This is a genomic window from Halomonas sp. DP5N14-9 (genome assembly GCF_019802175.1).
GTDB lineage: Bacteria > Pseudomonadota > Gammaproteobacteria > Pseudomonadales > Halomonadaceae > Halomonas > Halomonas litopenaei.
In genome coordinates, this window is record NZ_JAHVHR010000034.1 from 36102 (window position 1) to 57573 (window position 21472).

Genomic DNA, 21472 nt, shown 5'->3' on the forward strand with positions numbered 1-21472 from the left:
GCCAACGTCGTCCGTCGCTTCTTGTCGCCCCCCTCCAGCAAGGACAGCGGTATCGATGAACATTCCCAATATTCTGACCCTGGCACGCATCGTCTTCATCCCCCTGCTGGTGGTGCTGTTCTACCTGCCCTTCGAATACAGCATGCTGACCGCCGCCGCCCTGTTCGGCCTGGCCTCCATCACCGACTGGCTGGATGGCTATCTGGCGCGCAAGTGGGACCAGTCGACGCCATTTGGCGCCTTCCTCGACCCGGTGGCGGACAAGCTGATGGTGGCAGTGGCGCTGGCACTGCTGATCGAGCGCTATGACGCCGCCTGGCTGACGTTGCCGGCGCTGGTGATCATCGGCCGCGAGATCGTCATCTCGGCACTGCGCGAGTGGATGGCGGAGATGGGTAAGCGCGGTTCGGTCGCGGTGTCCTGGATCGGCAAGGTAAAGACCACCCTGCAGATGGTCGCCCTGCTGCTGCTGCTGGCCTTCCCTCCCGGCCACCTGATCGCCGAACTGGGCGTTGTCACCCTGTACGCCGCCGCCATACTGACGCTGTGGTCGATGATCCAGTACCTGCGTGCCGCCTGGCCGCACCTTAGCCGCTCGCTGTAGGCAGCGCTCTGGCGATCCGGGGCCTATTCGAAAACTCAGGGAAAAGCGTTTGACAGTCACCGACTTATCCGTATAATACGTCCTCGAGTCAGGCGGGAATAGCTCAGTGGTAGAGCACAACCTTGCCAAGGTTGGGGTCGCGAGTTCGAATCTCGTTTCCCGCTCCATCATCAGACGATGGATGACTCATGAGGCTGGATGGCAGAGTGGTTATGCAGCGGACTGCAACTCCGTGTACGCCGGTTCGATTCCGACTCCAGCCTCCATTTTTCCTTTCAGGTGTGCCCCGCTTCCCAGAAGCCGTGTCCGATCCCTTCGGACCCTATCGCCTTACCTCTGGCGACGTTCCTGCCCGGATGGCGAAATTGGTAGACGCAAGGGACTTAAAATCCCTCGGTGGCAACACCGTGCCGGTTCGAGCCCGGCTCCGGGCACCAATAGTTTCAATGCCTTATGCTACCTAGTCCCTCGACGCCCTCCTCTCTGGTCGCAATTTGGTCGCAAAGCTTCGGCAGCCTGCCAGCCACTTGATCCAGACGCGAGTCGAACATATGCGCGTACCGGCTGGTCACCACCAAGCTGCTGTGGCCAAGTAGCGCCTGCACCGTCGTCATCACCTCCCCCGCCTCAGCTAGCAGGCTGGCGTAGGTGTGGCGAAGGTCATGAAAGCGCAGGTCATCACGCTTTATAGCCTGCCGGGCAGCTTCAAACGCCTTACGCAATTGATGAGCGTCAGATGCGAACGGCAGGTTAGCCACCAATGCCGCACCATCCTCCGGCAGCGGCACGACCCTGGCTTTGCCACTCTTGGTCTGCCCTGGTCGCAACACGATGCGACCACCCTGGATGTTGCCAGGGTCCAGCGACAGGAGTTCGCCGCGGCGCAGTCCCGTCAAAGCAGCCAGCGTGATGATTCGCCGCTCCTCCGGATACTCTTCCGGCACAGCCTCAACCAAACGCCGAATGTCCCCTGCGGTCAGGTAGACATGGCGCTCGTTTTTCGGGGTAGGCTTGCGCAGCTTGCCGTCCAGCGGCTGATCCAGCCAATCCCACTCCCGATACGCCAGGCTCAGCACTCGCTTGACCACCTGGGTCCGGTTATTGATCGTGCTTTGGCTGAGCCGCTTCCTGCGCATATCCTTCTGCATCGACCGGGCGGCATCCAGCACCTCCTGGCCAAGCAGCACGTCTTGCGCGTTCTCGTCGAACCAGCGGGCGACTGCACGAATGCTCGCGCCCTGGCTGTTCGTGTCGTACTCGTCGACCCAGCGCAGAAGACCCTCCATGAAGGTCCTCCGCTCCTGCCGACCCATGAGGCCATTGAATTGAGCCTCGTTTAGTTCAGCCTCTCGCTTCGTGGCGAACTGCCTTGCTTCCTTTTCCGTGATAAACGTTCGCTGATATCTGCCGCGCTCACCCGACTCGGTGACGACCCACCTGCTCCGAGATGCGCGGTATCGAACCGTGATACCCATTTTTGTTGCTCCCCTCGTGAGGGGCCGCGCTTGCAGCTCTCAATGTAAGCGTCGACCGCCTCTCGCTCAAACCGTACGTTGCCGCCCAGGGCGACATAGCCAATCAGGTGCTTGATCGCGTAGACCTTGCGCTCACTGATGGCCAAGAGTTCCGCCACCTCACTCGGCGGCATCAGGGGTGTCATGATCAAGCTCTCCTCAGGGCAAAAGAAAGCCGCCTCGAGGGCGGCATGATGATCGGCAGTTCACTGGCGGTATCGTCGCCGCCATTCAAGGAAGTCGCGCAAACAAGGTTCATCTGCAAGGCGGTAGTACACGGTACGGCCTGACCGATCCGCCTTTACAAGACCTGCTTCGCGCATTTTGGTGAGATGCTTGGTCGTCTGATTCTGAGTCAGAGATAGCACCTCAGAAATCCTAGACACACAGATCGGGTCGAATTTTTGGACCACGTTAAGAATTTCTGCACGAGTAGGGAAAGCGGCTAGATACAGTAGCTCGTCGACATCGAAGGACATAAATGGCTTCCAGTTTTTGCGTTTCCCCTACTATACCCCGCACCCCTTGCTCGGGTGGGCACAATGATGCTCACCAGGCTCACTCTGTTTTCCACGGGCGCCGCTGAACCTATACCTGGCATACTAGGAACCGCACCAGCTAAGGTTCATCGCCTCCTCCCGGCTTCGGCGCCGCTGCGAGCGCCTCTCGCCATCGCCTCGGCGCCGTCACAAGGTGACCAAGGGTGAGAACGTCCAGCATGTCGGCGGTCGCTTCGACCGGCACGCACTGCCACGGCTCGTCCGGCGACGGGATGCGGGGGCCGATTACGGCGAAACAGTCTTCGTCGACCCCGGCGAAGTCCACTCCGTTCCAGTGCCATGCCGCCCAGTTCTCATAGGAATGCTCTTTCACCCAGTACCACCCGGCCTGCCTACTCATCGCCACCTCCCTCGGCCTGCTGGCGGTATTCGTTGGCCACCTCTTGCATCCACGACCGCTGGACACTTCCCGGCGGCCTGCGCAGAGACATTTCCGTCGCCGCTTCCGCCTTTATCCTGGCGTCACGGCGCGCGAGGCTGATGGAGGGCGAGTCGTTGAGTGCCTTAGCGAACTCACATGCTGACTGACCGTCCACCAAGTACGATCCGTCGCTATGGTTCTGAGGCTGTTGGTCAAACAGTGCGCTGATGTCCGCAGACAAGGGTGGCCACAACTGCCTCAGTCGCTCCACATGCGCGGCCAGCGCTGCATGCTCCTGCTTGATCTCGACAGCATCCTCGCCGGCAGCCTGGAGCATGGCGGACACGCTTTCGCACTCCTCGCCCCACTCTTGGGCCTGCTTCTGCCAGCGGTAACGGTCTCGTTCAACGGCCCGGCGATGGTGGCGTTCGGCCTCCAGATCACGGGTAAGTTCGTGGTTCTGTTCTTCCACCTGCTCCAGCCGCTGCTGTAGCGCTTCAATCGAACTATTCATCTGATTTTTCGCGAGATGCCCCGTACTTCTAGTGCGGGTAGGGATAGCGCGTCGTCCGTAGAACGACCCTGCTCTCGCTGCCTCCTTTTAGGCGGTTGCTATCTTACAGGTTTCGGAATATTGTGTGAGAAATGACGAAACGCGCTTACAAATACCGCTTCTACCCAACGCCTGAACAGGAACAGCTTCTGGCCAGGACCTTCGGGTGCGTGCGCTTCGTCTACAATGCGGTTCTTCGGTATCGAACCGATGCCTTCTACGAACGCCGAGAGAAGATCGGCTACGTGGCGGCGAACGCTGAGCTGTCGCGGATGAAGAAGGATGAAGAGACCACTTTCCTCAATGAGGTGAGCTCGGTCCCGCTTCAGCAGTGCCTTCGCCACCAGCAGGCCGCCTTCAAGAACTTCTTCGAGGGTCGTGCCAAGCACCCGAATTTCAAGAGCAAACGACACCGCCAGTCGGCGGAGTTCACTCGCTCGGCTTTCAAATACCGGGATGGCCAGCTGTTCCTGGCCAAGTGCAAGGAACCGCTGCCGATCCGCTGGAGCCGTGGCCTGCCCAGCGATCCGACCACCGTTACCGTGTCCAAGGACTCGGCAGGCCGATACTTCGTCAGTTGCCTGTGCGAGTTCGACCCCGAGACACTGCCCGTTACCCCTAAAATGGTGGGTATCGATCTCGGCCTGAAAGATCTGTTCGTCACCAGCGATGGACATCGAATCGGCAATCCCCGCCATACGGCTAAGTATGCGACCCGTCTTGCCAAGGCCCAGCGTCAGCTGAGCAAGAAGAAGCTCGGTTCGAAGAACCGTGCCAAGGCCCGGCAGAAAGTGGCGCGCCTTCACGCCAAGATCTCCGATTGCCGGACGGACAACTTGCACAAGCTGTCCCGCCAGATCGTCAACGAGAATCAAGTGATCTGCGTCGAGTCCCTGAAGGTGAAGAACATGCTGCGCAACCCGACCCTGGCCAAGTCGATCAGCGATGCCGGCTGGGGTCAGTTCGTCCGGCATCTGGAGTACAAGGCGGCCTGGGCGGGTCGGCAACTGTCGGCCATCGACCAGTGGTACCCCTCCAGCAAGCGCTGCTCGGGCTGCGGGCATGTGATGCCCGAGATGCCGTTACAGGTTCGCGCCTGGACGTGTCCCGAGTGCGCCGCTGAACACGATCGCGACCTCAACGCCGCGATTAACATCAAAGCCGCCGGGCTGGCGGTGTTAGCCCTTGGAGAGAATGTAAGCGGCATGGAGCAAGTCTCCGCGTCCGGTTCTCGGTGAATTGGGAATCTCCTCCCTTCAGGGAGGGGGCAGTCAAACCCTTCTCCTCTGCTCTCTGTACGCCCGCCTCGCTTCTCTAAGGACCAGCGCCCCGCCCGCCATGATCAGCAGGCCGAGAATGATGGCCGCGATCATGTCGCCACCAGGATGATCTTCTTCTCGGGGCCGCAGTGCGCAACACAGGCCCAGGCCTCAATCGTGTCGTACACTCCTGCCTCGCTCTGGTTCGGGGTGTAGCCGCGAGCATCTGGCCGCCACCACATGTGCCATTCGCCAGACCAGATCCGCACTTGGTCGAATCGTCCCAGCTTCTCGGGGTGCTTCTTGAGGTGCTGCTGTGTCAGCTTCATCCCGCCTTCCTCCAAGCTGGTATCCCGTCGAGCGTGCCGTCGCGCTGAATCCGCCCGTGCTCGTGCCACTGCCGGATCGCCTCTTGCGCCGCCTCCGGCGCTTTCACCAACCGGTACTGGCCCATCACGGCGCCGAGGCCCGCCGCCACATGCCGGGCGCTGAACCGCACCGGTAGCCCTTCCCGTACCCTGATCTCCTGCTGCACGGACACCAGGCCGCGCAGTCTGTCTACTCGCTGCATACCCACTCCCTCCACATCTGATCGGCCAGCGCCTGCTCGACAGCCCTGGCGCCGACCTCGCCCCATACCTCGATGTCGTTGATCCACTCGCCTGGTGTCATGCTGATCTCTTTGGTAAGGGCCCCGCAGGGCCCGTCGGAGGATTAGGGATTGAAGGTGCCCAGCAGGCACTCGAGCTCGGGCAGCGCCTCCTCGATGCGGCTGGCGAACTCGCCGGCGATCTGCTGCTCATTGGCATCGAGAGCCATGGCGCGCAGCCGGAAGCCTGGGCCGCCCTTAGTTAGGCTGGCGACGCGCATCTCAAGGTTGCGCTCTTCCAGACCCTCATAGGGCGACAAGCGCCAGATGATCATCGCCGGCAAGCGCTCGGCATTCTTCACCGTGACCTTGCTCATAACACCGACCTGCGAGCTGTGCTCCTGCTTCTCGCTGTCGATACTGGTCAGGTCGTCGATTGAGACCTTGCGGAAGGCGTTGACCACCTTTCCGCGCTCCAGGGCTTCGCCCTTGCTGTTGGTAAAGGTCATCAGATGCCCCCAGTCCTCGATCAGCTCGACCATCCCCTCCTGGTCGAAGGTGCTGCCGTTGGCTCGATGGAAGGCGATGAACTCCGGTGTCTTGGGTAGCGACAGCGTGGCCGCGTGGTCACAGTGCCCTGGAGCGTCATGGCTGCCGATGTCGAGGTAGCACCGCGCCGCCATGTCGTCGCGGTCGATGAAGACTGGAGTGTTCGTTGCGGCGCGCTCGCCGAGATAGCGCGTGAAGTCACCGAGCCCCTTGGTCGAGAACTTTCCGCGGAAGCGCCGGCGCTGTCCCTGGTACTTCTCCATGTCCTGAAGACTGAACTGGTCGCCGATCACCAGGGCGTGGCCCTCGGCGACCTCGATGCCGGTCTTGTGTGACTGCTCCAGGTGCTGCAGTGCGTCTTTGGTCAGGCTCACTGGTCGCTCTCCTTATCCTGCTGGGAAGACTTGCGGTGGTGATGCCCGATCATGTCGAGCTGGTTTTTCGGCTCAAGGGACATCTCGCCACCTTGATTGACGTACATCACCGTCTCGGTGGTGTGGTCTTCGGCGGTAGCGCCATGCGCCGTGGGCACCTTGAAAGACAGCTTGTGGATCACGCCCACTTGGCTGCCAGAGCCGATGTTCTCGATGCTCAGATCCAAGGTCACCTTGGCTTTCTTCTTCGGGTTGTCGGTGGCCGCTGCCGCGGCGTGGCTGAGAATGACGCCAAGGCGTTCAGCCAAGACGCCGCCATCCAGGTCCTCGAAGAACCTGGTCACATCAGTGGGGTGTGACATGCGAGTTTCCTTTGCTGATGAGGTGTGGAGTGCGGGCGATCCGCCTCCACGAAAAAGCCCCGGCGTGTGCCGAGGCTGAAAAGAAATTGCCGCTTTACGTGCGGCACCCGGCTACCCCTGACGCCTCCCGCTTTCGGCGGTACTCACGTCTGGCTTGCACCAGATAGCAAGGGAGGGCGGCGCCCTGGTAGCTGACGGTGTTATATCGCCACCTCCGCCTGGGCTGGGCTCCGGTCATTGGCGCCACCGGGCACGGCGCGTTTATTCATGCCGCCCTGCGGCGGCCTTTGATCCGTGAGCAGACGGCAGCGCGACGCCGGCTGCCATTGCGCTTGGCTCGGTTCTGTACCTCTGTTGGCATGCTGGCGATTCGCCGGTACACGCTTTGAACCGAGACCCTTTTCCCGATGCGGGCCAAGTGCTCAGCGACTTGAGGCACCGTCATCAAGCTGGCCTCGAGACAATCGACGATGATGGTGTCGATATCTGGCCAGTCGTCTCGCCGGTTCCAGAAGCTGGCAGGCCGGGCTTTGGATAGGCCAATGCGCTGAATGGCGCCGCGCACAGACAACAGTTCCCGCTGCATCTCGTCAGCGATGTCTTCGTCATGCCAGCCGCCCAGCACCAGGCGCTCGAGCATGTCGAGATCCTCGCGAGGCCAGCGGTGGTATTTGCGTGGCATACCGCCTCCCACAAAAAAGGCCCCGGTGTGGGGCCTGTTTGATCAAGCGGCGCGAAGATGCTCCATGGCATCGTCATACCCGCTCCAGTTGTCGACGCCGGCGGCTTCCAGCGCATCCAGCTTGTCCCGAGCAGCCAGTAGCGCCTCGTACTCCTTTCGACTGATCGTCACCGTGTCAGGCTGCTCGACTTCGCGGGCTGGCTTGAGTGCGGCACCACGTTCGGCAGCGGCAGCGATCTTGCTGGTGTCGAGGGGGCGGCGCTCCTCGGTAGCGGGCTCTTCCTTGCCGGCGGTGATGGACTTGTCGATGGCTTCCTTGTTGGCCGCCTGTGCCTTCGCCTTGGCTTCTTCCTCCTGCCGGATCTTCTCCCGCTCCGCCTCGAGCCGCTTCTGCTCCTCCTGCTTGTGGTGCGCGATGCGGTTCTCGACCTGAAGCTTGATGAACTCGGCATCCCGCTGGATCAGGTCGCGCCAGTCGCTAAACAGGAAGCCGTAGTCGCCCTGATGCTTCTCGATCAGCGCCTTGTTCTCGCTGATCTGGTTGGCGAGCTGCTGGCACTCGACCTTGGCCCGGGCCACCTCGTCATCGGCCGCAGACTGCAGGGTGGCGATGGTTTTCTTGCCCTTCATGGCGCCGGCTACGTTGAGGCTGTGCCGGGGCTCAACCGGGCAATCCAGCTTGGCCAAGAAGTCGTCAAAGGCCTGGTGCGCCTTCTGCTGGATCTCTAGTCGGCGGTTCTCTTTCTCGGCCTTCACCAGCTTGTCGAGATGCAGGCGCTTCTGGCGCATGGTCTCGCGCAACTCGTCGATGGTGCTGAACAGCTCAGAGATGCTTGCCGTCTGTTCCAGAGCGGCCTTCTTGCTGGCCTCAAGCTGCTTCTCGCCCTTCTGCAGGAACTTCACAGTCTCGGCGGCATCGGCGAAGTGCTGATCGGTAGTCAGCTTGGTGCGGATACCTTCGATCATGCCCATGGCACGGGCCTTGAAGTCGGGCAAGTTACTCGCCTGAACCGCCCCGGTGAGGTTGATCTTGAGCGCCGGCAGTGCTTCGGGCGCCTCGCCCTGGGGCGCGACAGTCTGCTCGGTAGGTTGGTAGGCTTCGAGATCTGCGCTGAACTGCTCCCAGCCGGCGACAAGCTGGCTGGCATGGAAATCATCGAGAGCGACCCAGGTGCTGACCGTGTTTTCCTCGGTACCGTCCGTGACCATGTAGAGCCACTTGTCTGCACCGCTCACTACCAGCTGCTGAACCACCTGCCAGTAGTCCTCTTGCGGCACCTCGCCCGCTCTCACTTCCTCAGCCTTCGAAGCGTTCCACTGCTTGCACTCCCAGCCAACATCCTCAAGCATCGTGATGCCATCGAACGAGGCCAGCAGAGTGCCGTCATCAGACACCGCGGTGACCGGGTAAAGCTCCTCACCAACGATGCGTTCCGCGATGGGGCGAGCCGCGGCCTCGATGCGGTGGCCTTTTTCGAGCACGTTCTTCTGGAACCACGCACTGAACTCCTGCTCTGAGCCGGTAGCCTTCATGTGAAGCAGCTCGTTGCGCTTCACGTTCTTCGAGCAGGCCATCATGATCGAGGCCTCGCTGGCAGTGAAATAGCGGGAGCGGTAGGCGCACCACTCGTCGCTGCCCTGAACCAAGTCGATGATCTTCATGCCGCCACCTCCAAGATCTGCTGTTTCTGTTCTTCGCTCAGCTCGGCTTTGCTGCTGACCATGTTGATGATCTGCTCAGGCGTGCGCTTGCCGGCTTCGATGGCGTCTCGCCACTTGGGGAAGTTCGCGTTAAAGGAGTCGGCGGGATAATGCTCAAGCGCTGGTCGTGCCGGCTCGCTGCCTGCCGGATAGATTTCCCGCTCGGTAGGAATGTCCTGAGCCTCCTCGACGGTGATCAGGCCGCCCAGGGCGTCGGCGAACTTGTCTCGCAACGCATAGCCGCGGGCGCGCCACATGAGCATCCGCTTGGGGTAGGTCTGCCAGGGACCGGCTTTACCCCACAGCTTGGCGCGCTCGGCGTCTGCCTGGCTGAAGGTGACCGTGTGCGGCTTGGCGTCACCCTTGCGCCAAACGGTGCAGGTGGCGGCCATGCTGGCATCGTCGAATGACTCCTCGTGCCCACCGAAAGCTGGATGGCTCTGAACCAGAGCGAGCAGTGCGTCCCCGTAGATCGCCGGCTTGCCGTTGATGACTGCGATGTTCTGCAGCGCCTGAATCGGGTTTAGGCCCAACTCCGACCCCATCATCATGGCCACCAAAGTGTCCTGCGGCTTCTGCTGGTAGGCCTGCGGGACCATCTGGCTGCTAGCCAGCATCTGAGCCATCTCCATGGCCTCGCTCATACTGTTTGGCTGCAGGGCAAAGCCGCCGCCCTTGGGTCGTGTAATTGCATTCATGCTGCTACCCTCTCCTCGATACTGTTGGTATCCGCCCCAGTCCGACCGCCATCGGCTGGGGCTTCTCGTCAGTCAACCCCGTGATGGATTGCCCCTGTGGACTGGATCATCGACCGCATGGCGTCGTAGCCGTGGCGGTGGCTGAATTCCCGGTCGATCGGCTGGCTGCTACAGCCGGCCAGGGCCAGGACGGTGATCAAGATCAGTGCTCGCATGATGTTTACTCCTTTGGCAGCGCCGGCAGCGGCATCCAGTGGGTGTAAGGGGCCGCCTCAGATGGCCCTGACCAGCTGATATCGCTCCCTCCTTTCGCGACACAGCAGTAATGCTCGTAGTGCTCGGAGTGGACAAACCACGCCCCGCTGTCTTGATCGATGTAATCGAACTCCATTCGGATATCTTCGGGGTAATCACCGGGCTGAGGCGGCGTGTAAACCAAAACCAGCTTGTCTGCCTCTGGCAGCCGATCCCGCACGCTGATCCACTCACTCATGCTTCCCTCCTCATGCCGCCCAGGCGTCCCGCTCTCTGCGGTACTCCTCGAGCAGTCGTTCGCTGTCGTCGTCGGTGAGCTTGGCCTCGAGCCACGCCGCCGGATAACCGCGGCGGTCGAGGATGTCGAACTCGAATTCCTCCGGCTCGTCGGGATCGCAATCGCCGTATCCCCAGCCGGTGGTGCGCATCGGCGCTCCAGGGCTGTAGAACGTCACCCGGCACCGGCACGGAATACCGGCAACGGTGGTCATGAACGTCATGCCGCCGCCCTCCTCCGGTAGTGCTGGTCCAGGGCGATCTCGATCGCCGTGTTGACGTCGGGCCCGCCCCGGTACCCGTTGGTCAAAAACGCCTCGACAGCGGCCATGACCAACCGATCCATCGACAGCGGATCGGCCATCAGAATGGCCTTGATGTCGTCATCGATCGGGTGCGCACCAGGCTCTCGGCCAGCGTCTCGCAGAGCCTCAATGTCCCTCGAGTGCTTGCTCCATCCGCTCGTGCACATACCTACCTCCTGCTGCTTATCACAGCGCCGATGAATGCCAGGGAGTAGAGAAGGGCCGCCACCGCGACCCAGCAGTGATCAGGGCTCATACCGCCCTCCAAATCTCGATCGGCGGCGTCACACCCTGGGCCGCTATGGCCTTGCGACGCTGCCAGCGCTCTTTGCGCAACCACCGCTTGCGGTGCTCGCTCGTTATAACCCTGTCGGTCCAGTGCTCACCGACGAGAGGCCGCAGCCCGAGGCGACGGCGTGCTGTGTCTGCGGTCATGCGACCTCCTGGAAGAAAAAAGCCCGCACGGTGGCGGGCAAATGCAGGGAACAGATGGTGATGCGGGTGCATCGGGGTGGCGGCTGCCCTTTCAGGGACGGCTGGGCGCTCCCGGCCTTCTCAACCGCCACTTCGATGGCCCCGTACTCTGGCCCGGGGCGGGGCGCTGGGCCCAACTGACGCATGGGATCGCGTGGTGCTCCGTTGTCACGCCCTGCGGCGCTTACCCTTCTGCAATCTCGTCCCACTCCCGAGGGCATGCGACATGGACGCGATGGCCTGAGTGTTCTTCCATCATGTCGGCCATGAATTCCCTGCGATCCATGAGCTCATAGCCTGGCGCGTGATCCTCGATCTCTCCTTGCAGGCGCTCGATGCGCTCTTGAATCTCTTGGGGCGTTGGGTACTTGCCGGCGCCCATGCCGACTGTCATCACGGCCCGCTGCTCCGTGTCGGGGTTCATCAGATGGACTTTCATCTCGAACACGACAGGACCGTTCATGGTGATCTCGCTGCTCATAGCTTCCTCCCGTTGTCATCCATCAGCCCTCTCGGTGAGAAGGCTGGTGGATGACGCCCCGCTGTGCAGGGCGTCGGAATTCTTAGCGACCACTCTCGCCATACGTGGCGGCCAGCACCCGAAGAAGATTTTTCTCTGCATCCTCAACGCTCCGCGTGGCTTTCTTGTATTCCCGCTCCGCCAGGTCTCTCTCCTTCCACGCTTTCTCTGCGCGCCGGTAGCCCCTGGCCACTTCTGAATTGTCCTTGAGGTCGTCCTCGGTCTTTATCAGGGCGCGATCAAAAGTGACCTCACTCCCAAGGAAGTAGACGTGAACGAACACCTTGTCTGACTGGTAACCAGGGGAAACCACAACGCCGTCAAAGCGGCTCTTGGTGGACTTGAACTTCTCAACCATGATCACCACCTCTTTGCCGACAATGTCGGCGTGTGGATACTTGTAGTCACTCACTGCACTGCCCTCTTGGTTGCTTTCCGAAAGCCCACTCACTGAATGAGCTTTCGGATGCGCCCTGGATTACCAAGGCGCTGAATCCTTTTCTCTCCCGTGACACTGGACTAGCGCCGACTCAAGGCAAGGTTTGCTGTCCCCTGCCCTGGCCTACGCCCCACCTCTCTTAGGGACGCCCGGAACGGTTCCCCTGCTGGGGGATTGCCGCCTGCTACCGGATGGCGTCACGGGTACTTCGTCGAATTCTTAAAGAGCGTGGCCAGGTGGCCGGTGGTGGGCTGCTGCCCTGTCCACGCTTCCAAATATATGCATCTATGCATTCTGCGTCAATGCATCTATGCATATTTCCGGCAAAAAAAATGCGCCCTTTATGCAGGCGCCTGTTTTGCGGGCATAAAAAACCCGCCAACGAGGCGGGTTATTGGTTCTCGCTGGGCTTTGCTACCAGTGGCAAGCCTCGCGGAGCGGAGTTATCTCGCTCTCCAGGTCACTGACGTCGAACGTGACTGTGATGGGCGACTCGTTGAACGGTGTGGCCCGGACTAACAGCTTCTCGGCGCCAAACATAGACTTGATGACGGGGATCGACTGACCGCCGCGAAATAGACCCAGGACCTGGTTATCTGTGGACTCATGCATGCCTATCGTTCTCGCGTTGCGAGCGTCTACCCGAAGATCTACGTCACCCCAGTCCTGATATCTACTACTCACCATGTAGTGCCCATTAAACTCGATGTACAGCGCTGTGGTGTTCTCCATGCATCGAAGCTGGAGCACGGCTGGGGCCGCGCGGCCCGAACGATATTTATGTGGCACCAGCTCCTTGGAGTATGTCGAGAGGAAAACACTGGTCGAATCGTCCATCGGGGACGTGTCCTGCCTCACGAACCAGGGTGAGTTCGGCTCAGCAGGTTTTGGAGAAGCGCCATCTTGATTCCGCTCGCTAGGTTCAGGCGCAGTTTCGGGTGGAGCGCTTCGCGCTTCTGAGCGAAGAGCTTCAGGTTTTTGGCCAAACATCGCCACCAGCATAAGGGCTAGGCCAGAAACACCTATGGTCAAGACGGCATTCTTGCTGGGCACACACCCCTCCTATTTAGAACCCTGGCGTCAAGAGCGCGGCACCCTCAAGCGCAGGTCTGCAACCACCACCCCTATAATCTGGCAGTTGCCATTAATGGCAACCCAAGGGTCCGGCCAGCTCGGGTTGCGCGCCTTCAGCATCTTTCCGCCGCCCGGCTCCTCGACAAACTGCTTAAACGTCGCCTCATTACTGTCAGTGAGCACCGCTACAACGTCATCACCATCAAATGGTAGCACCTCGGGGTCAACGTACACGATTGTGCCCGGCTCATAGCGAGGAGACATTGACTGCCCCTTTACGCGCAGGGCGAAAGTTCTGTCCGAGCAGGCCGGCGGCTTCGGCACCATCTCGTCACTCAGGAAGTCGACATTGCAGACCTCGGTCCATGCGCCCGCCTGCACCCACGAGATGATCGGCACATAGCCCTCCATCCTCGGTGGCGGAGCAACATTGGACTCCTTGAACGCCGGGTGCTCTGAAACGCTTGCAGCACCAGGCTTCAAAGCCTCCCTACCCCGCATCTGATCCCCGGACACGCCAAAGAACTCCGCCAGCTTTGCTATCTGGCGGTCCGTGGGGTGCTCGATCTTGCCGCTCAGGATTCGCGATAGCGTCGACTGCGCCACGCCTGACTCCCGCGCCACGTCGATGGCACGCATACCTGACTCAGCTATGAGCTGCTGAAGAATCTCTCGAACGGGCTTGTTTTGCATGAGTGCAATGATCCCGCGAGGCGGTGCATACGGCAAATGCATTTGCCCTTGACTTAAATGCATGAATGCATATCCTGTGCATATACTCACACCAAGAGGGCTCCGCCATGTTTGGCGAAGAACTGGCCAAGAAGCTGGAGGCCATTCTGGCATCCGGGGCCACCTACAAGGCGGTCGCAGAGAAGGCTGGATGCGACATCTCAACCATCTATCGCATCCGCACTGGCGCGATCGCCAATCCCAGTTACTCGGTTGGCCGCTCCATCGACCTGATGCACTCGAAGCTCAAGAAGCGTGCCGCCTGACCACAACCACAGATTAGCCCAGCCCCGAAGCAGCGGGCAGGTTTTACCACCAGCGAGACATACACATGGACAAACTTACAGCAGCCATTCAGGAAGTCGCCGAGGACTACGGATACAAGCGCCTCGCCGCAGCAGTGGGCTGTCCGTACCAAGTGCTGGTGAATCAGTGCAACCCGATCAACGACCGCCCCATCTCGCTGCGCAAGTTCTGGCTGATGTTCTCCATCACCAAGGACATGCGCCTGCTGGTGGCGTTTCTGGATGAAATCGGGGCAGTGGCCGTGGCCAAGGGTAAGCGCGACGAGGACGCCAGTCTGTTCGATCTGGTGGTGAATCACCAGGTCGCCGCAGGGACTGTCGCCCAAGTGATCCGCCAGGTACTGGATGACGGGCTGATCACCGCCGAGGAAGCGCGGGACATCCGCAATGCCATCCGCGCCGAGATCGATTGTTTGACCGCTCTGGAATCAGAGCTGATGGAAATGGCCGAGCCGAGACTGGCCAAGGCCTGATGCAACGAAGCCCCGCCGGCGACCAACCAGAACGGGGCTTCATCACAACTCAAGGTGATAGGTGAATCATGACAGATACCGCTCAGATATTCCAGTTCCCAAGCGCGCCCGAGGCGCCCAGGGAAAAGAGAGGTGCGCAGTTGGAAGACGGATATGTCCGTACTGCCAACGCTATCGTCGAGGCGCTTTGCAAGGCGCCATTGACGAGTAGAGAGGCCCGTGTCGTCCGTGCAGTAGAGCGAGCCACCTTCGGGTGGGATCGCTCCTCAGCTCGCCTCTCGCAAAGCGTACTGGCCAAGATGACCGGCCTGACGACCAAGCGTTGCAGCGAAGCCGTGAACGGCCTGTTGGCCAAGAAGGTTCTTCGTCGCGATGGCGGCTCGCAGGCACCGATCGGTATCAATACCCGCATCAGCGAGTGGGATTTCTCGGCTCAAAAGTCCCGGGTGTCCCCAAAACGGAAGCATGATCCAACTTGGGGACTCCGACCCCAAAATGGGGACGAAAAACGTCCCCAAGATGGGGACACAAATACAGACACTACAGACACTCTAGAACCTAAAGGTTCTAGAAAGTCCTCGAAGAAATCCTCGCCGAAGAAATGGGGTGAGCCCGTTGATCACGAGATGGCCGCGCAAATGTTCGCCGCCATCAGTGCCGACCTGACCAACCCCAAGCGTCCGAGCATGAGTTCCTGGGCAAACGAGTTTCGCCTGATGCGAACCCGTGACGAGCGCACCGTCGAACAAATCCGCTTCCTGATCACCTGGACTGCCCAACACCAGTTCTGGTCAGGCGTCATCCTCAGCCCCGCCAAGCTGCGCGCCAAGTGGGACCAGCTCGAAATCCAGGTCAAGAAGCTCAAGGAGTCTCGTCATGAAAACCGCATCTCAGCTGGCAACCGTCGCGCAGAGCAGGATCGTGTCGCAGCGAGCCTCGCAGACCCCTACGACACCTCCTGGGCGGAAGGCCTGTTCGACGAAGGAGGAGCGCAAGGAGGAGATTCAGGCGCTGGTGAACCGGGCGTTTACTCGGCTGGAGGCGATTTTTCCGAGGACCTGGCGGATGTCGTTCTCGGCGAACGAGATGCTTCAACTGGCCAAGCGGGAGCTCGGATTTTCGATGGCGAGGTGGTCATCACTGCCGACGATGGAATCGCTCGACATGGCCATTGAAGAAATCAAGCTCGAGGGCGGGAACTGGCCGCCATCCATCGCTGAGCTCTGCCGAATCTTCAAACCGAGCCTGAAAGACTTCGGGCTGCCGGAACCCGAGATCGCCTTCCGCGAGGCTTGCACCTACGCAGGCCGGATTATGGAGCACCACTGGAGCCACCAGGCCGTCATGGACGCCACCACTGCCACCGGCTCGTGGGATCTTCGCCACTGCTCCAGCGAAGGCGAGCGATACCGGCTGCGAAAGGTGTTCTTTGCCGAGTACGAGGCGCTGTGCAATCGACTCCTCGAGGGCGGCGCGCTGGATGACCGGGTAGCCCTTCTCGAAAGCGATGAGATGAAAAGCGATATCCGCAAGGCCCAAGAGGCCAGTGAGCGAAAGGCTCAGCAGGAGGCGGAGGATTTCTGGCGAACCCGTGGCGAAGAGCCGCCGAAGAGCACCGAAGAAACCATCGCTCGAATCAAAGGGATTCTCGCCGAAGGGGGTGATGCATGAGCGGACGCATCTGGACCGAGGCCGAGTTGACCACCCTTCGCCAGCGCCTGGCCGAAGGCGTTACCCACCGAGCCATTGCCGAGGAGCTTGGCCGGACCAAGAGCTCTGTCAACCACAAGGCGTGGGACTTGGGCCTGACTCGCCAGGCCGGCCCCCGCCAACCCTGGACACGCCAGGAGCTGGACAGGCTCGAGCAGATCATTGCCAGCGGTGCCACCTACCAACAGGCAGCCGACAAGCTGGGGCGCTCCCGCATTTCCGTGCGGGGCAAGGCCGCCGACATGGGGCTGTGCAACCCGGAGTGGGTCGGGGCCTTTCGCCGGAAAGACGCAGCCCTGGTGGCCGAGATCCACGACATCCTGGGCGACTGCATCGACTTCAAGGGCATGAACTGCTCCGAGTGCACTGCCTACCTCAATGCCATCGGCTACGAGGTCAGCAATTCGTGGGTCCACAAGCAGATCGGCGTGCTGGGCCCGAACTACCGCCGTTGGGCCCGGGAGAACGCCAAGCGCCGCCGCTCCCTGATCATGAGCATGCGCAGGAGGGCCGCCGCATGAAGTGGACAGCAGAACAAGAAGCCATCCTGACCGAGCTCTACGAAGGCGAGACCCCCGCCAGTGTCATTGGCAAACGGCTCGGTCGCTCGGTGCAAGCCGTCCGGACCCGTGCTTTCAGGCTCGGGCTGACTGATCCGCAGCGCACTCAGAGGGTGGCGAAAATCATGGCAGAGGATCGAGGCCTGGGCGCCTACATCAGCGGGCGTTCAGCAAGGCAGAAGGGGTGTCCAAAGGTCGTTCCGGGCGGACTGCGCCCCGTGGCTCGCGCCTATTGGCTGGCCGGCTGGCACGACGTCGACATGGAGCTTGGGCACAGCGTAATCGCGGAGGGCGCGGCATGACCCTATTCCTGATCGGCCTGTTCATTGGGGCCTCCCTGGGCGTTCTCACCCTGGCAGTGATCGCGGGAGGTAAGGGATGAGCTACGAGATTCTGCATGGCGACTGCATGGAGACGCTGCGGACTCTTCCAGAGCAATCTGTTCACTGCTGCGTGACCAGCCCGCCCTACTTTGGCCTGCGGGACTATGGGCGCGACGGCCAGTTAGGCATGGAGAAGACGCCAGAAGAGTTTGTGGATGCACTGGTGCGCGTATTCCGTGAGGTGCGTCGAGTTCTGCGCGATGACGGCACGGTCTGGCTCAACCTGGGCGATAGCTACGGCGCAGGAAAACAGCTTCACGGCATGCCTTGGCGCGTCGCATTCGCCCTGCAGTCTGACGGGTGGTATCTGCGCCAGGACATTATCTGGAGCAAGCCCAACCCGATGCCAGAGAGCGTGAGGGACCGGTGTACCAAGGCTCATGAGTACGTATTCCTACTGAGCAAAGGGCCGCGCTACTACTACGACCACGAGTCAGTGAAGGAGCCGGCGGCGGAGTCGAGCCTTGCCCGATGGGCGCAAGACATTGACCGGCAGGCAGGAAGCGATCGACAGCCTGGAAAAACCAACGGACCAATGAGGGCAGTCGGCGGGCCAAGGAGCACTCGCGACTCGTTCAGGCGTACCGAGAGTAAGCGGAATGCGGTGATTCCCGGTCAGCGGAAGGGGACCCATCGAAGTGACCGCGACGAGGGAAAGTGGGACAGGGCGATGCGAAATCGCCGAAGCGTCTGGACGGTTTCAACCCGCCCATACAAAGGCGCCCATTTCGCCACGTTCCCGCCCGACCTAATAGCGCCGTGCGTGTTGGCTGGATGCCCCGAGGGAGGCACTGTGCTGGACCCCTTTGGGGGTAGCGGAACGACCGCTGGCGTAGCGATGGCACACAAGCGAAAAGCCATTCTCTGCGAGCTGAATGCCGACTACGCAGAGTTAGTCGAGGGTCGTGTGGCGTGGGTCCTGAGCTACTACGGCATAGACCCGAATGCTGAAGAACAGTTGAGCCTGCTGGAGGCGCTGGCGTGAGCAAAGAACTGACCTACCAGATCGCCACCCTGCGGGACCTGGGCGGCGTCATCCAGATGGCGGCCCGGATGGCGGGCCGGGGCCTGGAGGCAGGACCTGTCGAGCTGGTGCTTCGCCGGCCCAAGAACCAGCGGAGCCTCGACCAGAACCGCCGTCTGTGGGCCGTTCTGTCCGACGTCAGCCGACAGGTTGAGTGGTATGGCCGGTATCTGCCCAAGGAGGCCTGGAAGGACATTTTTTCAGCCGCCCTTGAGCGGCAGGACGTGGTGCCGGGACTGGAAGGCGGCTTCGTCATGATCGGCGGCCGCACCTCGAAGATGACCAAGCAGCGTTTCGCCGACCTGCTGACCCTGATCGACGCCTTCGGGACCGATCACGGCGTCCAGTGGAGCGATCCCGCCCTGCGTGTGCTCGATGAATACCGTGAGGCCGCCGCATGAACCCGACATTCGCCCTATTCGCCTTCGCCATCGTGTCCTGCCTCGGCGCCTGTGCCGCCCTGGCATGGGCGCAGCGCGAGGAGAAGCGCCGGGCCCGCGAGGAGATGCGCAGCTTTCTCGAGCAGATCGACAGGAGGGATTCATGAAGCGCTCAGCCCTCCAGCGGAAGACACCGATCCGCAACCGGGCGCCGATGGCCCGCAAGCCCATGCAGAAAGCCCGCAGAAAGCCGCAGAAGGCGTCGAGCGACACCCGGTGGCGTAGTGAGCGTTACCTGGCGTTCGTCCGGTCCCTGCCCTGCTGCGTTTGCGATGGCCGCGCCACGGACGCGCACCACTGTATCGGGCTGCACTGGGGCCTGTCTGGCATGGCCACCACAGCCCCGGACAGCTTTGCCATGCCGGCGTGCCGGGAGTGCCATCAGGCGATCCATGCCAGCCCCGAGATGCAGGCCCGACAGCCCGGGTGGCTGACCGACACCATCAACCGCGGCCTCGACCACTTCACTGACGAGCCTATCGTCGGCGCCCTGGCCGACGCCCTCGAGTTCATCGCCGCCAAGGAGGATGCCCATGGCTGACCACATCGACAACGCCCTGCTCCGTCATGAGGAGACGCTCGTCAGCGTCAGGGATCTGGCCCGGCCAATCCGCATGGGTGATGAGAAGGCCGGCATGAAGTTCGACGGCGAGAAGCCCCGGATGGACCTGCTGGTCTCCGACATGCCAAGAGCCCTTGAGGCCATCGGCCACGTCCTCACCGCCGGCGCCGAGAAATACGCCCCGGGCAACTGGCAGTACGTCGAGAATGCCGACAGCCGGTACCTGGCCGCCGCGCTTCGCCACGAGATGGCTCTCGCCAGGGGTGAGCAGAATGATCCCGAGACAGGTGTTCATCACCTGGCGCACGTCGCCTGCTGCGTCCTGTTCCGGCTTGAGCTGGCGATGCGGGAGGCTGCCCGATGATCACCCTCACCCTTCCCTGGCCGCCCAGCACCAACACCGTCTGGCGCAACGTCCATGGCCGCACGCTGCTGTCCCGCAAGGGGCGACAGTACCGCAAAGACGTGGCCACCGCCGTCGCCGGGCAGCACCAGGGCGACCCCCTGGCCGCCCGGCTGGATGTTGTCGTGACCCTGTTGCCACCCGACCGCCGCAAGCGGGACATCGACAACCACGGCGGCAAGGCGCTTCTCGACGCACTGACCCACGCGGGCATCTGGCTGGACGACGAGCAGATTGACCGGCTGACGATCATCCGTGGCGAGCGCATGGCTGGCGGCCAGTGTCTGGTCGAGATCAAGGAGGCCGCATGAGCGACAAGCAGAGCGAGCGTCCGCCAGATCGGCGCTACCACCACAACGACCCGAGGCGCCGGTCGTGAAGTGGTCACGGAAAAGCGCCTACTCAATCCAGAGCGGCGAATTCGTGATCTGCAAGACGACTCACAGCGGCGTCGACCGCTACACCCTCTGGCGAGGGTTTCAAAGCATCAGCGAACACAGCACGGCGAACGAAGCCAAGGCACGAGCAAAACGGGAGAGCGCATGAGCTATATCGATCACAACCCCCGAGTAGCATGGGCAGAGGGCTTCGATTCAGGGATTCGCACCCAAGCGTGCGCCGACCTCGCCGAAGCCGGTGCCAAGGTTCAGACGAGCGGCATCAAGTCGGGCGGCTGCTACAACGACCATTACATCCCGGTCTACTCCGCTGTGCGCAAGATGGAGCGGGAATCGCCGGTGCTGGCGGCTGTGGGTCACTGGTTGTGCCTGGTCGATACCGGTGAGGCAAACTGGTACCTCGATGATGTCGCTGACAGCGTGCTGACGCGCTTCGTTGCGACCACGCCCGAATGGAGCAGCTACCGGAAGGCGCGCCGGCAGAGGGTCGAAGCACTGGTCTACGCTCGACTCATGATGGATCGGCTGAATATGGATGGTGAGCGCCGCCCGTGGCAGCCGTTGGAGATCTGTGAATTCGTCTATGGGCACCAGGGCGTCAAGATCGTCAGTTACAACTGGCAGCGAGATGGCTGGGAGAAGGTGTGGGACATGCTGGGTCGCGCAGTCGCTGCTTTGGAGTGTGAGGCCATGGAGCCGGTCATCGAGGCAAGCCGGAGCGCGAACCGGGCTATGCGGCACTCCGAAAAATATGCAGCTTGACTAATTGAAGGTCTGCATCGATAATGCTTTCTAAGCTGCGACAGGCTTCGCCTACTGACAGCTACCACATATCAAAGCCTCGCCCTCACCGGCGGGGCTTTTTCGTTCCTGCGCCTTAGCCTCACGCCGGGGCGTAGTTCGCTATGCCGCCCTGCGAGCCTTCCCTCGCCCTGGTCGGGCGGCACCCTTTCCCGTGGAGTTGACCAATGAGCACAGATGACTTGCACCACGGCGTAAAGCCGCTCCCTTTGTCGAAAATGACTGACGCCAATGGGAAGCGGCTGATCATCGACGGCCGAGTGATACCCGGTCTTATACGCCTTTCTCAGGACGGGGGTAAAACTCGCCTTTCGTATCCGTGATCAGAGTGTTGATGAGGGTACTGTACTGCTCTCGAGCGGCTTCAGTATCGGGAAGGTTCCCAAAGGGCCAGAGCTCTTTGTACCGATACCTGAAGTGGTCCAATTGGAGCGGACACCCCGATAAGCCTCATAATGGAGGCAATGGAGGTGTTCATGACCAAGAAGACTCGACGTCGGTATTCCGATGAATTCAAGGCGGATGCGGTGAG

At 61.3% G+C, this 21472-nt stretch carries 35 protein-coding genes and 3 tRNA genes; 18 read left to right on the top strand and 20 right to left on the bottom strand.

All coding sequences use genetic code 11. The annotated features are described in order from the left end of the window. Positions 1–55 precede the first annotated feature (55 nt). The 4 genes from pgsA (at position 56) to KUW00_RS19585 (ending at position 1041) form a co-directional block, all read left to right on the top strand. On the top strand, positions 56–604 hold the full coding sequence (gene pgsA / locus KUW00_RS19570) for a CDP-diacylglycerol--glycerol-3-phosphate 3-phosphatidyltransferase (RefSeq protein ID WP_108133171.1): 549 nt from the start codon (positions 56–58) through the stop codon (positions 602–604). A gap of 92 nt (positions 605–696) precedes the next feature. Then, a tRNA-Gly gene (locus tag KUW00_RS19575) sits at positions 697–771 on the top strand. A gap of 25 nt (positions 772–796) precedes the next feature. Then, a tRNA-Cys gene (locus KUW00_RS19580) sits at positions 797–870 on the top strand. 84 nt (positions 871–954) lie between these two features. Then, positions 955–1041: transfer RNA gene (locus tag KUW00_RS19585), tRNA-Leu, on the top strand. A gap of 6 nt (positions 1042–1047) precedes the next feature. Here the strand turns inward: KUW00_RS19585 and KUW00_RS19590 are convergent. From KUW00_RS19590 to KUW00_RS19610, 5 genes are all read right to left on the bottom strand, one after another. Then, positions 1048–1890, bottom strand: coding sequence for a tyrosine-type recombinase/integrase (locus KUW00_RS19590; RefSeq protein WP_222569928.1), 843 nt, complete (start codon positions 1888–1890; stop codon positions 1048–1050). A gap of 50 nt (positions 1891–1940) precedes the next feature. Next, entirely contained in the window at positions 1941–2264 is a 324-nt protein-coding gene (locus KUW00_RS19595) for a helix-turn-helix domain-containing protein (RefSeq protein ID WP_222569929.1), read from the bottom strand. Positions 2265–2324: 60 nt separating this feature from the next. Continuing rightward, entirely contained in the window at positions 2325–2597 is a 273-nt protein-coding gene (locus tag KUW00_RS22710; RefSeq protein WP_108450200.1) for an ArsR/SmtB family transcription factor, read from the bottom strand. A 139-nt stretch (positions 2598–2736) separates the two neighbouring features. Continuing rightward, positions 2737–3018 (bottom strand): hypothetical protein, encoded by a 282-nt coding sequence (locus KUW00_RS19605; RefSeq protein ID WP_108450199.1) that lies wholly within the window; start codon positions 3016–3018, stop codon positions 2737–2739. Next, on the bottom strand, positions 3011–3553 hold the full coding sequence (locus KUW00_RS19610; RefSeq protein WP_222569930.1) for a hypothetical protein: 543 nt from the start codon (positions 3551–3553) through the stop codon (positions 3011–3013). Before KUW00_RS19610 ends, KUW00_RS19605 begins: the two co-directional genes overlap by 8 nt. A gap of 131 nt (positions 3554–3684) precedes the next feature. Here KUW00_RS19610 and KUW00_RS19615 point away from each other — a divergent pair, with 131 nt between their 5' ends. Beyond that, positions 3685–4830 (top strand): RNA-guided endonuclease InsQ/TnpB family protein, encoded by a 1146-nt coding sequence (locus KUW00_RS19615; RefSeq protein WP_222569931.1) that lies wholly within the window; start codon positions 3685–3687, stop codon positions 4828–4830. Between the two features lie 131 nt (positions 4831–4961). Here the strand turns inward: KUW00_RS19615 and KUW00_RS19620 are convergent, their stop codons facing one another. The 15 genes from KUW00_RS19620 to KUW00_RS19690 form a co-directional block, all read right to left on the bottom strand. Then, positions 4962–5180: a hypothetical protein gene (locus tag KUW00_RS19620; RefSeq protein ID WP_222569932.1), complete on the bottom strand. Its 219-nt coding sequence runs from the start codon at positions 5178–5180 to the stop codon at positions 4962–4964. Continuing rightward, positions 5177–5422, bottom strand: coding sequence for a hypothetical protein (locus KUW00_RS19625; protein WP_108133166.1), 246 nt, complete (start codon positions 5420–5422; stop codon positions 5177–5179). The genes KUW00_RS19620 and KUW00_RS19625 overlap by 4 nt, the downstream gene beginning before the upstream one ends. Before the next feature lie 143 nt (positions 5423–5565). Continuing rightward, on the bottom strand, positions 5566–6363 hold the full coding sequence (locus tag KUW00_RS19630) for a DUF2303 family protein (RefSeq protein ID WP_222569933.1): 798 nt from the start codon (positions 6361–6363) through the stop codon (positions 5566–5568). Continuing rightward, positions 6360–6725: a hypothetical protein gene (locus tag KUW00_RS19635; RefSeq protein ID WP_222569934.1), complete on the bottom strand. Its 366-nt coding sequence runs from the start codon at positions 6723–6725 to the stop codon at positions 6360–6362. Before KUW00_RS19635 ends, KUW00_RS19630 begins: the two co-directional genes overlap by 4 nt. A 265-nt stretch (positions 6726–6990) precedes the next feature. Beyond that, positions 6991–7365: a hypothetical protein gene (locus KUW00_RS19640; RefSeq protein WP_222569935.1), complete on the bottom strand. Its 375-nt coding sequence runs from the start codon at positions 7363–7365 to the stop codon at positions 6991–6993. An 84-nt stretch (positions 7366–7449) separates the two neighbouring features. Continuing rightward, a complete protein-coding gene (locus KUW00_RS19645; protein ID WP_222569936.1) occupies positions 7450–9069 on the bottom strand; it encodes a YqaJ viral recombinase family protein in 1620 nt (539 codons plus the stop codon). Beyond that, a complete protein-coding gene (locus KUW00_RS19650; RefSeq protein WP_222569937.1) occupies positions 9066–9806 on the bottom strand; it encodes a recombinase RecT in 741 nt (246 codons plus the stop codon). Before KUW00_RS19650 ends, KUW00_RS19645 begins: the two co-directional genes overlap by 4 nt. Before the next feature lie 68 nt (positions 9807–9874). Then, entirely contained in the window at positions 9875–10021 is a 147-nt protein-coding gene (locus tag KUW00_RS19655) for a hypothetical protein (RefSeq protein WP_157033073.1), read from the bottom strand. A gap of 5 nt (positions 10022–10026) precedes the next feature. Further along, positions 10027–10299, bottom strand: a complete 273-nt coding sequence (locus KUW00_RS19660; RefSeq protein WP_222569938.1) for a DUF551 domain-containing protein — start codon at positions 10297–10299, stop codon at positions 10027–10029. A gap of 10 nt (positions 10300–10309) precedes the next feature. Further along, entirely contained in the window at positions 10310–10561 is a 252-nt protein-coding gene (locus KUW00_RS19665; protein ID WP_222569939.1) for a hypothetical protein, read from the bottom strand. After that, entirely contained in the window at positions 10558–10701 is a 144-nt protein-coding gene (locus tag KUW00_RS19670; protein WP_222569940.1) for a hypothetical protein, read from the bottom strand. Before KUW00_RS19670 ends, KUW00_RS19665 begins: the two co-directional genes overlap by 4 nt. 599 nt (positions 10702–11300) lie before the next feature. Beyond that, positions 11301–11597, bottom strand: a complete 297-nt coding sequence (locus tag KUW00_RS19675; protein ID WP_222569941.1) for a hypothetical protein — start codon at positions 11595–11597, stop codon at positions 11301–11303. Positions 11598–11679: 82 nt separating this feature from the next. Then, positions 11680–12048 (bottom strand): hypothetical protein, encoded by a 369-nt coding sequence (locus tag KUW00_RS19680; RefSeq protein WP_222569942.1) that lies wholly within the window; start codon positions 12046–12048, stop codon positions 11680–11682. A gap of 441 nt (positions 12049–12489) precedes the next feature. After that, entirely contained in the window at positions 12490–13077 is a 588-nt protein-coding gene (locus KUW00_RS19685) for a type VI secretion system-associated protein TagO (protein ID WP_315901207.1), read from the bottom strand. A gap of 78 nt (positions 13078–13155) precedes the next feature. Further along, positions 13156–13842, bottom strand: coding sequence for a LexA family protein (locus KUW00_RS19690; RefSeq protein ID WP_222569944.1), 687 nt, complete (start codon positions 13840–13842; stop codon positions 13156–13158). A gap of 107 nt (positions 13843–13949) precedes the next feature. On the opposite strand from KUW00_RS19690, the gene KUW00_RS19695 reads away from it, so the two are divergent. The 13 genes from KUW00_RS19695 (at position 13950) to KUW00_RS19755 (ending at position 20901) form a co-directional block, all read left to right on the top strand. Continuing rightward, a complete protein-coding gene (locus KUW00_RS19695; protein ID WP_045993444.1) occupies positions 13950–14147 on the top strand; it encodes a helix-turn-helix domain-containing protein in 198 nt (65 codons plus the stop codon). Positions 14148–14212: 65 nt separating this feature from the next. Further along, positions 14213–14659, top strand: coding sequence for a phage regulatory CII family protein (locus KUW00_RS19700; protein ID WP_222569945.1), 447 nt, complete (start codon positions 14213–14215; stop codon positions 14657–14659). A 68-nt stretch (positions 14660–14727) separates the two neighbouring features. Beyond that, positions 14728–15834: a replication protein gene (locus KUW00_RS19705; RefSeq protein WP_222569946.1), complete on the top strand. Its 1107-nt coding sequence runs from the start codon at positions 14728–14730 to the stop codon at positions 15832–15834. Next, positions 15725–16330, top strand: coding sequence for a hypothetical protein (locus tag KUW00_RS19710; RefSeq protein WP_261392281.1), 606 nt, complete (start codon positions 15725–15727; stop codon positions 16328–16330). Before KUW00_RS19705 ends, KUW00_RS19710 begins: the two co-directional genes overlap by 110 nt. Then, on the top strand, positions 16327–16890 hold the full coding sequence (locus KUW00_RS19715) for a hypothetical protein (RefSeq protein ID WP_222569947.1): 564 nt from the start codon (positions 16327–16329) through the stop codon (positions 16888–16890). The genes KUW00_RS19710 and KUW00_RS19715 overlap by 4 nt, the downstream gene beginning before the upstream one ends. After that, on the top strand, positions 16887–17231 hold the full coding sequence (locus KUW00_RS19720; protein WP_222569948.1) for a hypothetical protein: 345 nt from the start codon (positions 16887–16889) through the stop codon (positions 17229–17231). The genes KUW00_RS19715 and KUW00_RS19720 overlap by 4 nt, the downstream gene beginning before the upstream one ends. Before the next feature lie 76 nt (positions 17232–17307). After that, on the top strand, positions 17308–18297 hold the full coding sequence (locus tag KUW00_RS19725; protein WP_222569949.1) for a DNA-methyltransferase: 990 nt from the start codon (positions 17308–17310) through the stop codon (positions 18295–18297). Next, positions 18294–18737, top strand: a complete 444-nt coding sequence (locus tag KUW00_RS19730) for a recombination protein NinB (protein WP_315901206.1) — start codon at positions 18294–18296, stop codon at positions 18735–18737. Before KUW00_RS19725 ends, KUW00_RS19730 begins: the two co-directional genes overlap by 4 nt. Continuing rightward, positions 18734–18883: a hypothetical protein gene (locus KUW00_RS19735; protein WP_222569950.1), complete on the top strand. Its 150-nt coding sequence runs from the start codon at positions 18734–18736 to the stop codon at positions 18881–18883. The genes KUW00_RS19730 and KUW00_RS19735 overlap by 4 nt, the downstream gene beginning before the upstream one ends. Further along, a complete protein-coding gene (locus tag KUW00_RS19740) occupies positions 18880–19317 on the top strand; it encodes a DUF968 domain-containing protein (protein WP_222569951.1) in 438 nt (145 codons plus the stop codon). Before KUW00_RS19735 ends, KUW00_RS19740 begins: the two co-directional genes overlap by 4 nt. Further along, the gene (locus KUW00_RS19745) at positions 19310–19702 is read left to right on the top strand and encodes a dATP/dGTP diphosphohydrolase domain-containing protein (RefSeq protein ID WP_222569952.1); all 393 of its coding nucleotides are present in this window, start codon (positions 19310–19312) and stop codon (positions 19700–19702) included. The genes KUW00_RS19740 and KUW00_RS19745 overlap by 8 nt, the downstream gene beginning before the upstream one ends. After that, positions 19699–20052, top strand: a complete 354-nt coding sequence (locus tag KUW00_RS19750) for a RusA family crossover junction endodeoxyribonuclease (protein ID WP_206937022.1) — start codon at positions 19699–19701, stop codon at positions 20050–20052. Before KUW00_RS19745 ends, KUW00_RS19750 begins: the two co-directional genes overlap by 4 nt. A 231-nt stretch (positions 20053–20283) precedes the next feature. Next, positions 20284–20901, top strand: coding sequence for a hypothetical protein (locus KUW00_RS19755; protein WP_222569953.1), 618 nt, complete (start codon positions 20284–20286; stop codon positions 20899–20901). Positions 20902–21472 lie beyond the last annotated feature (571 nt).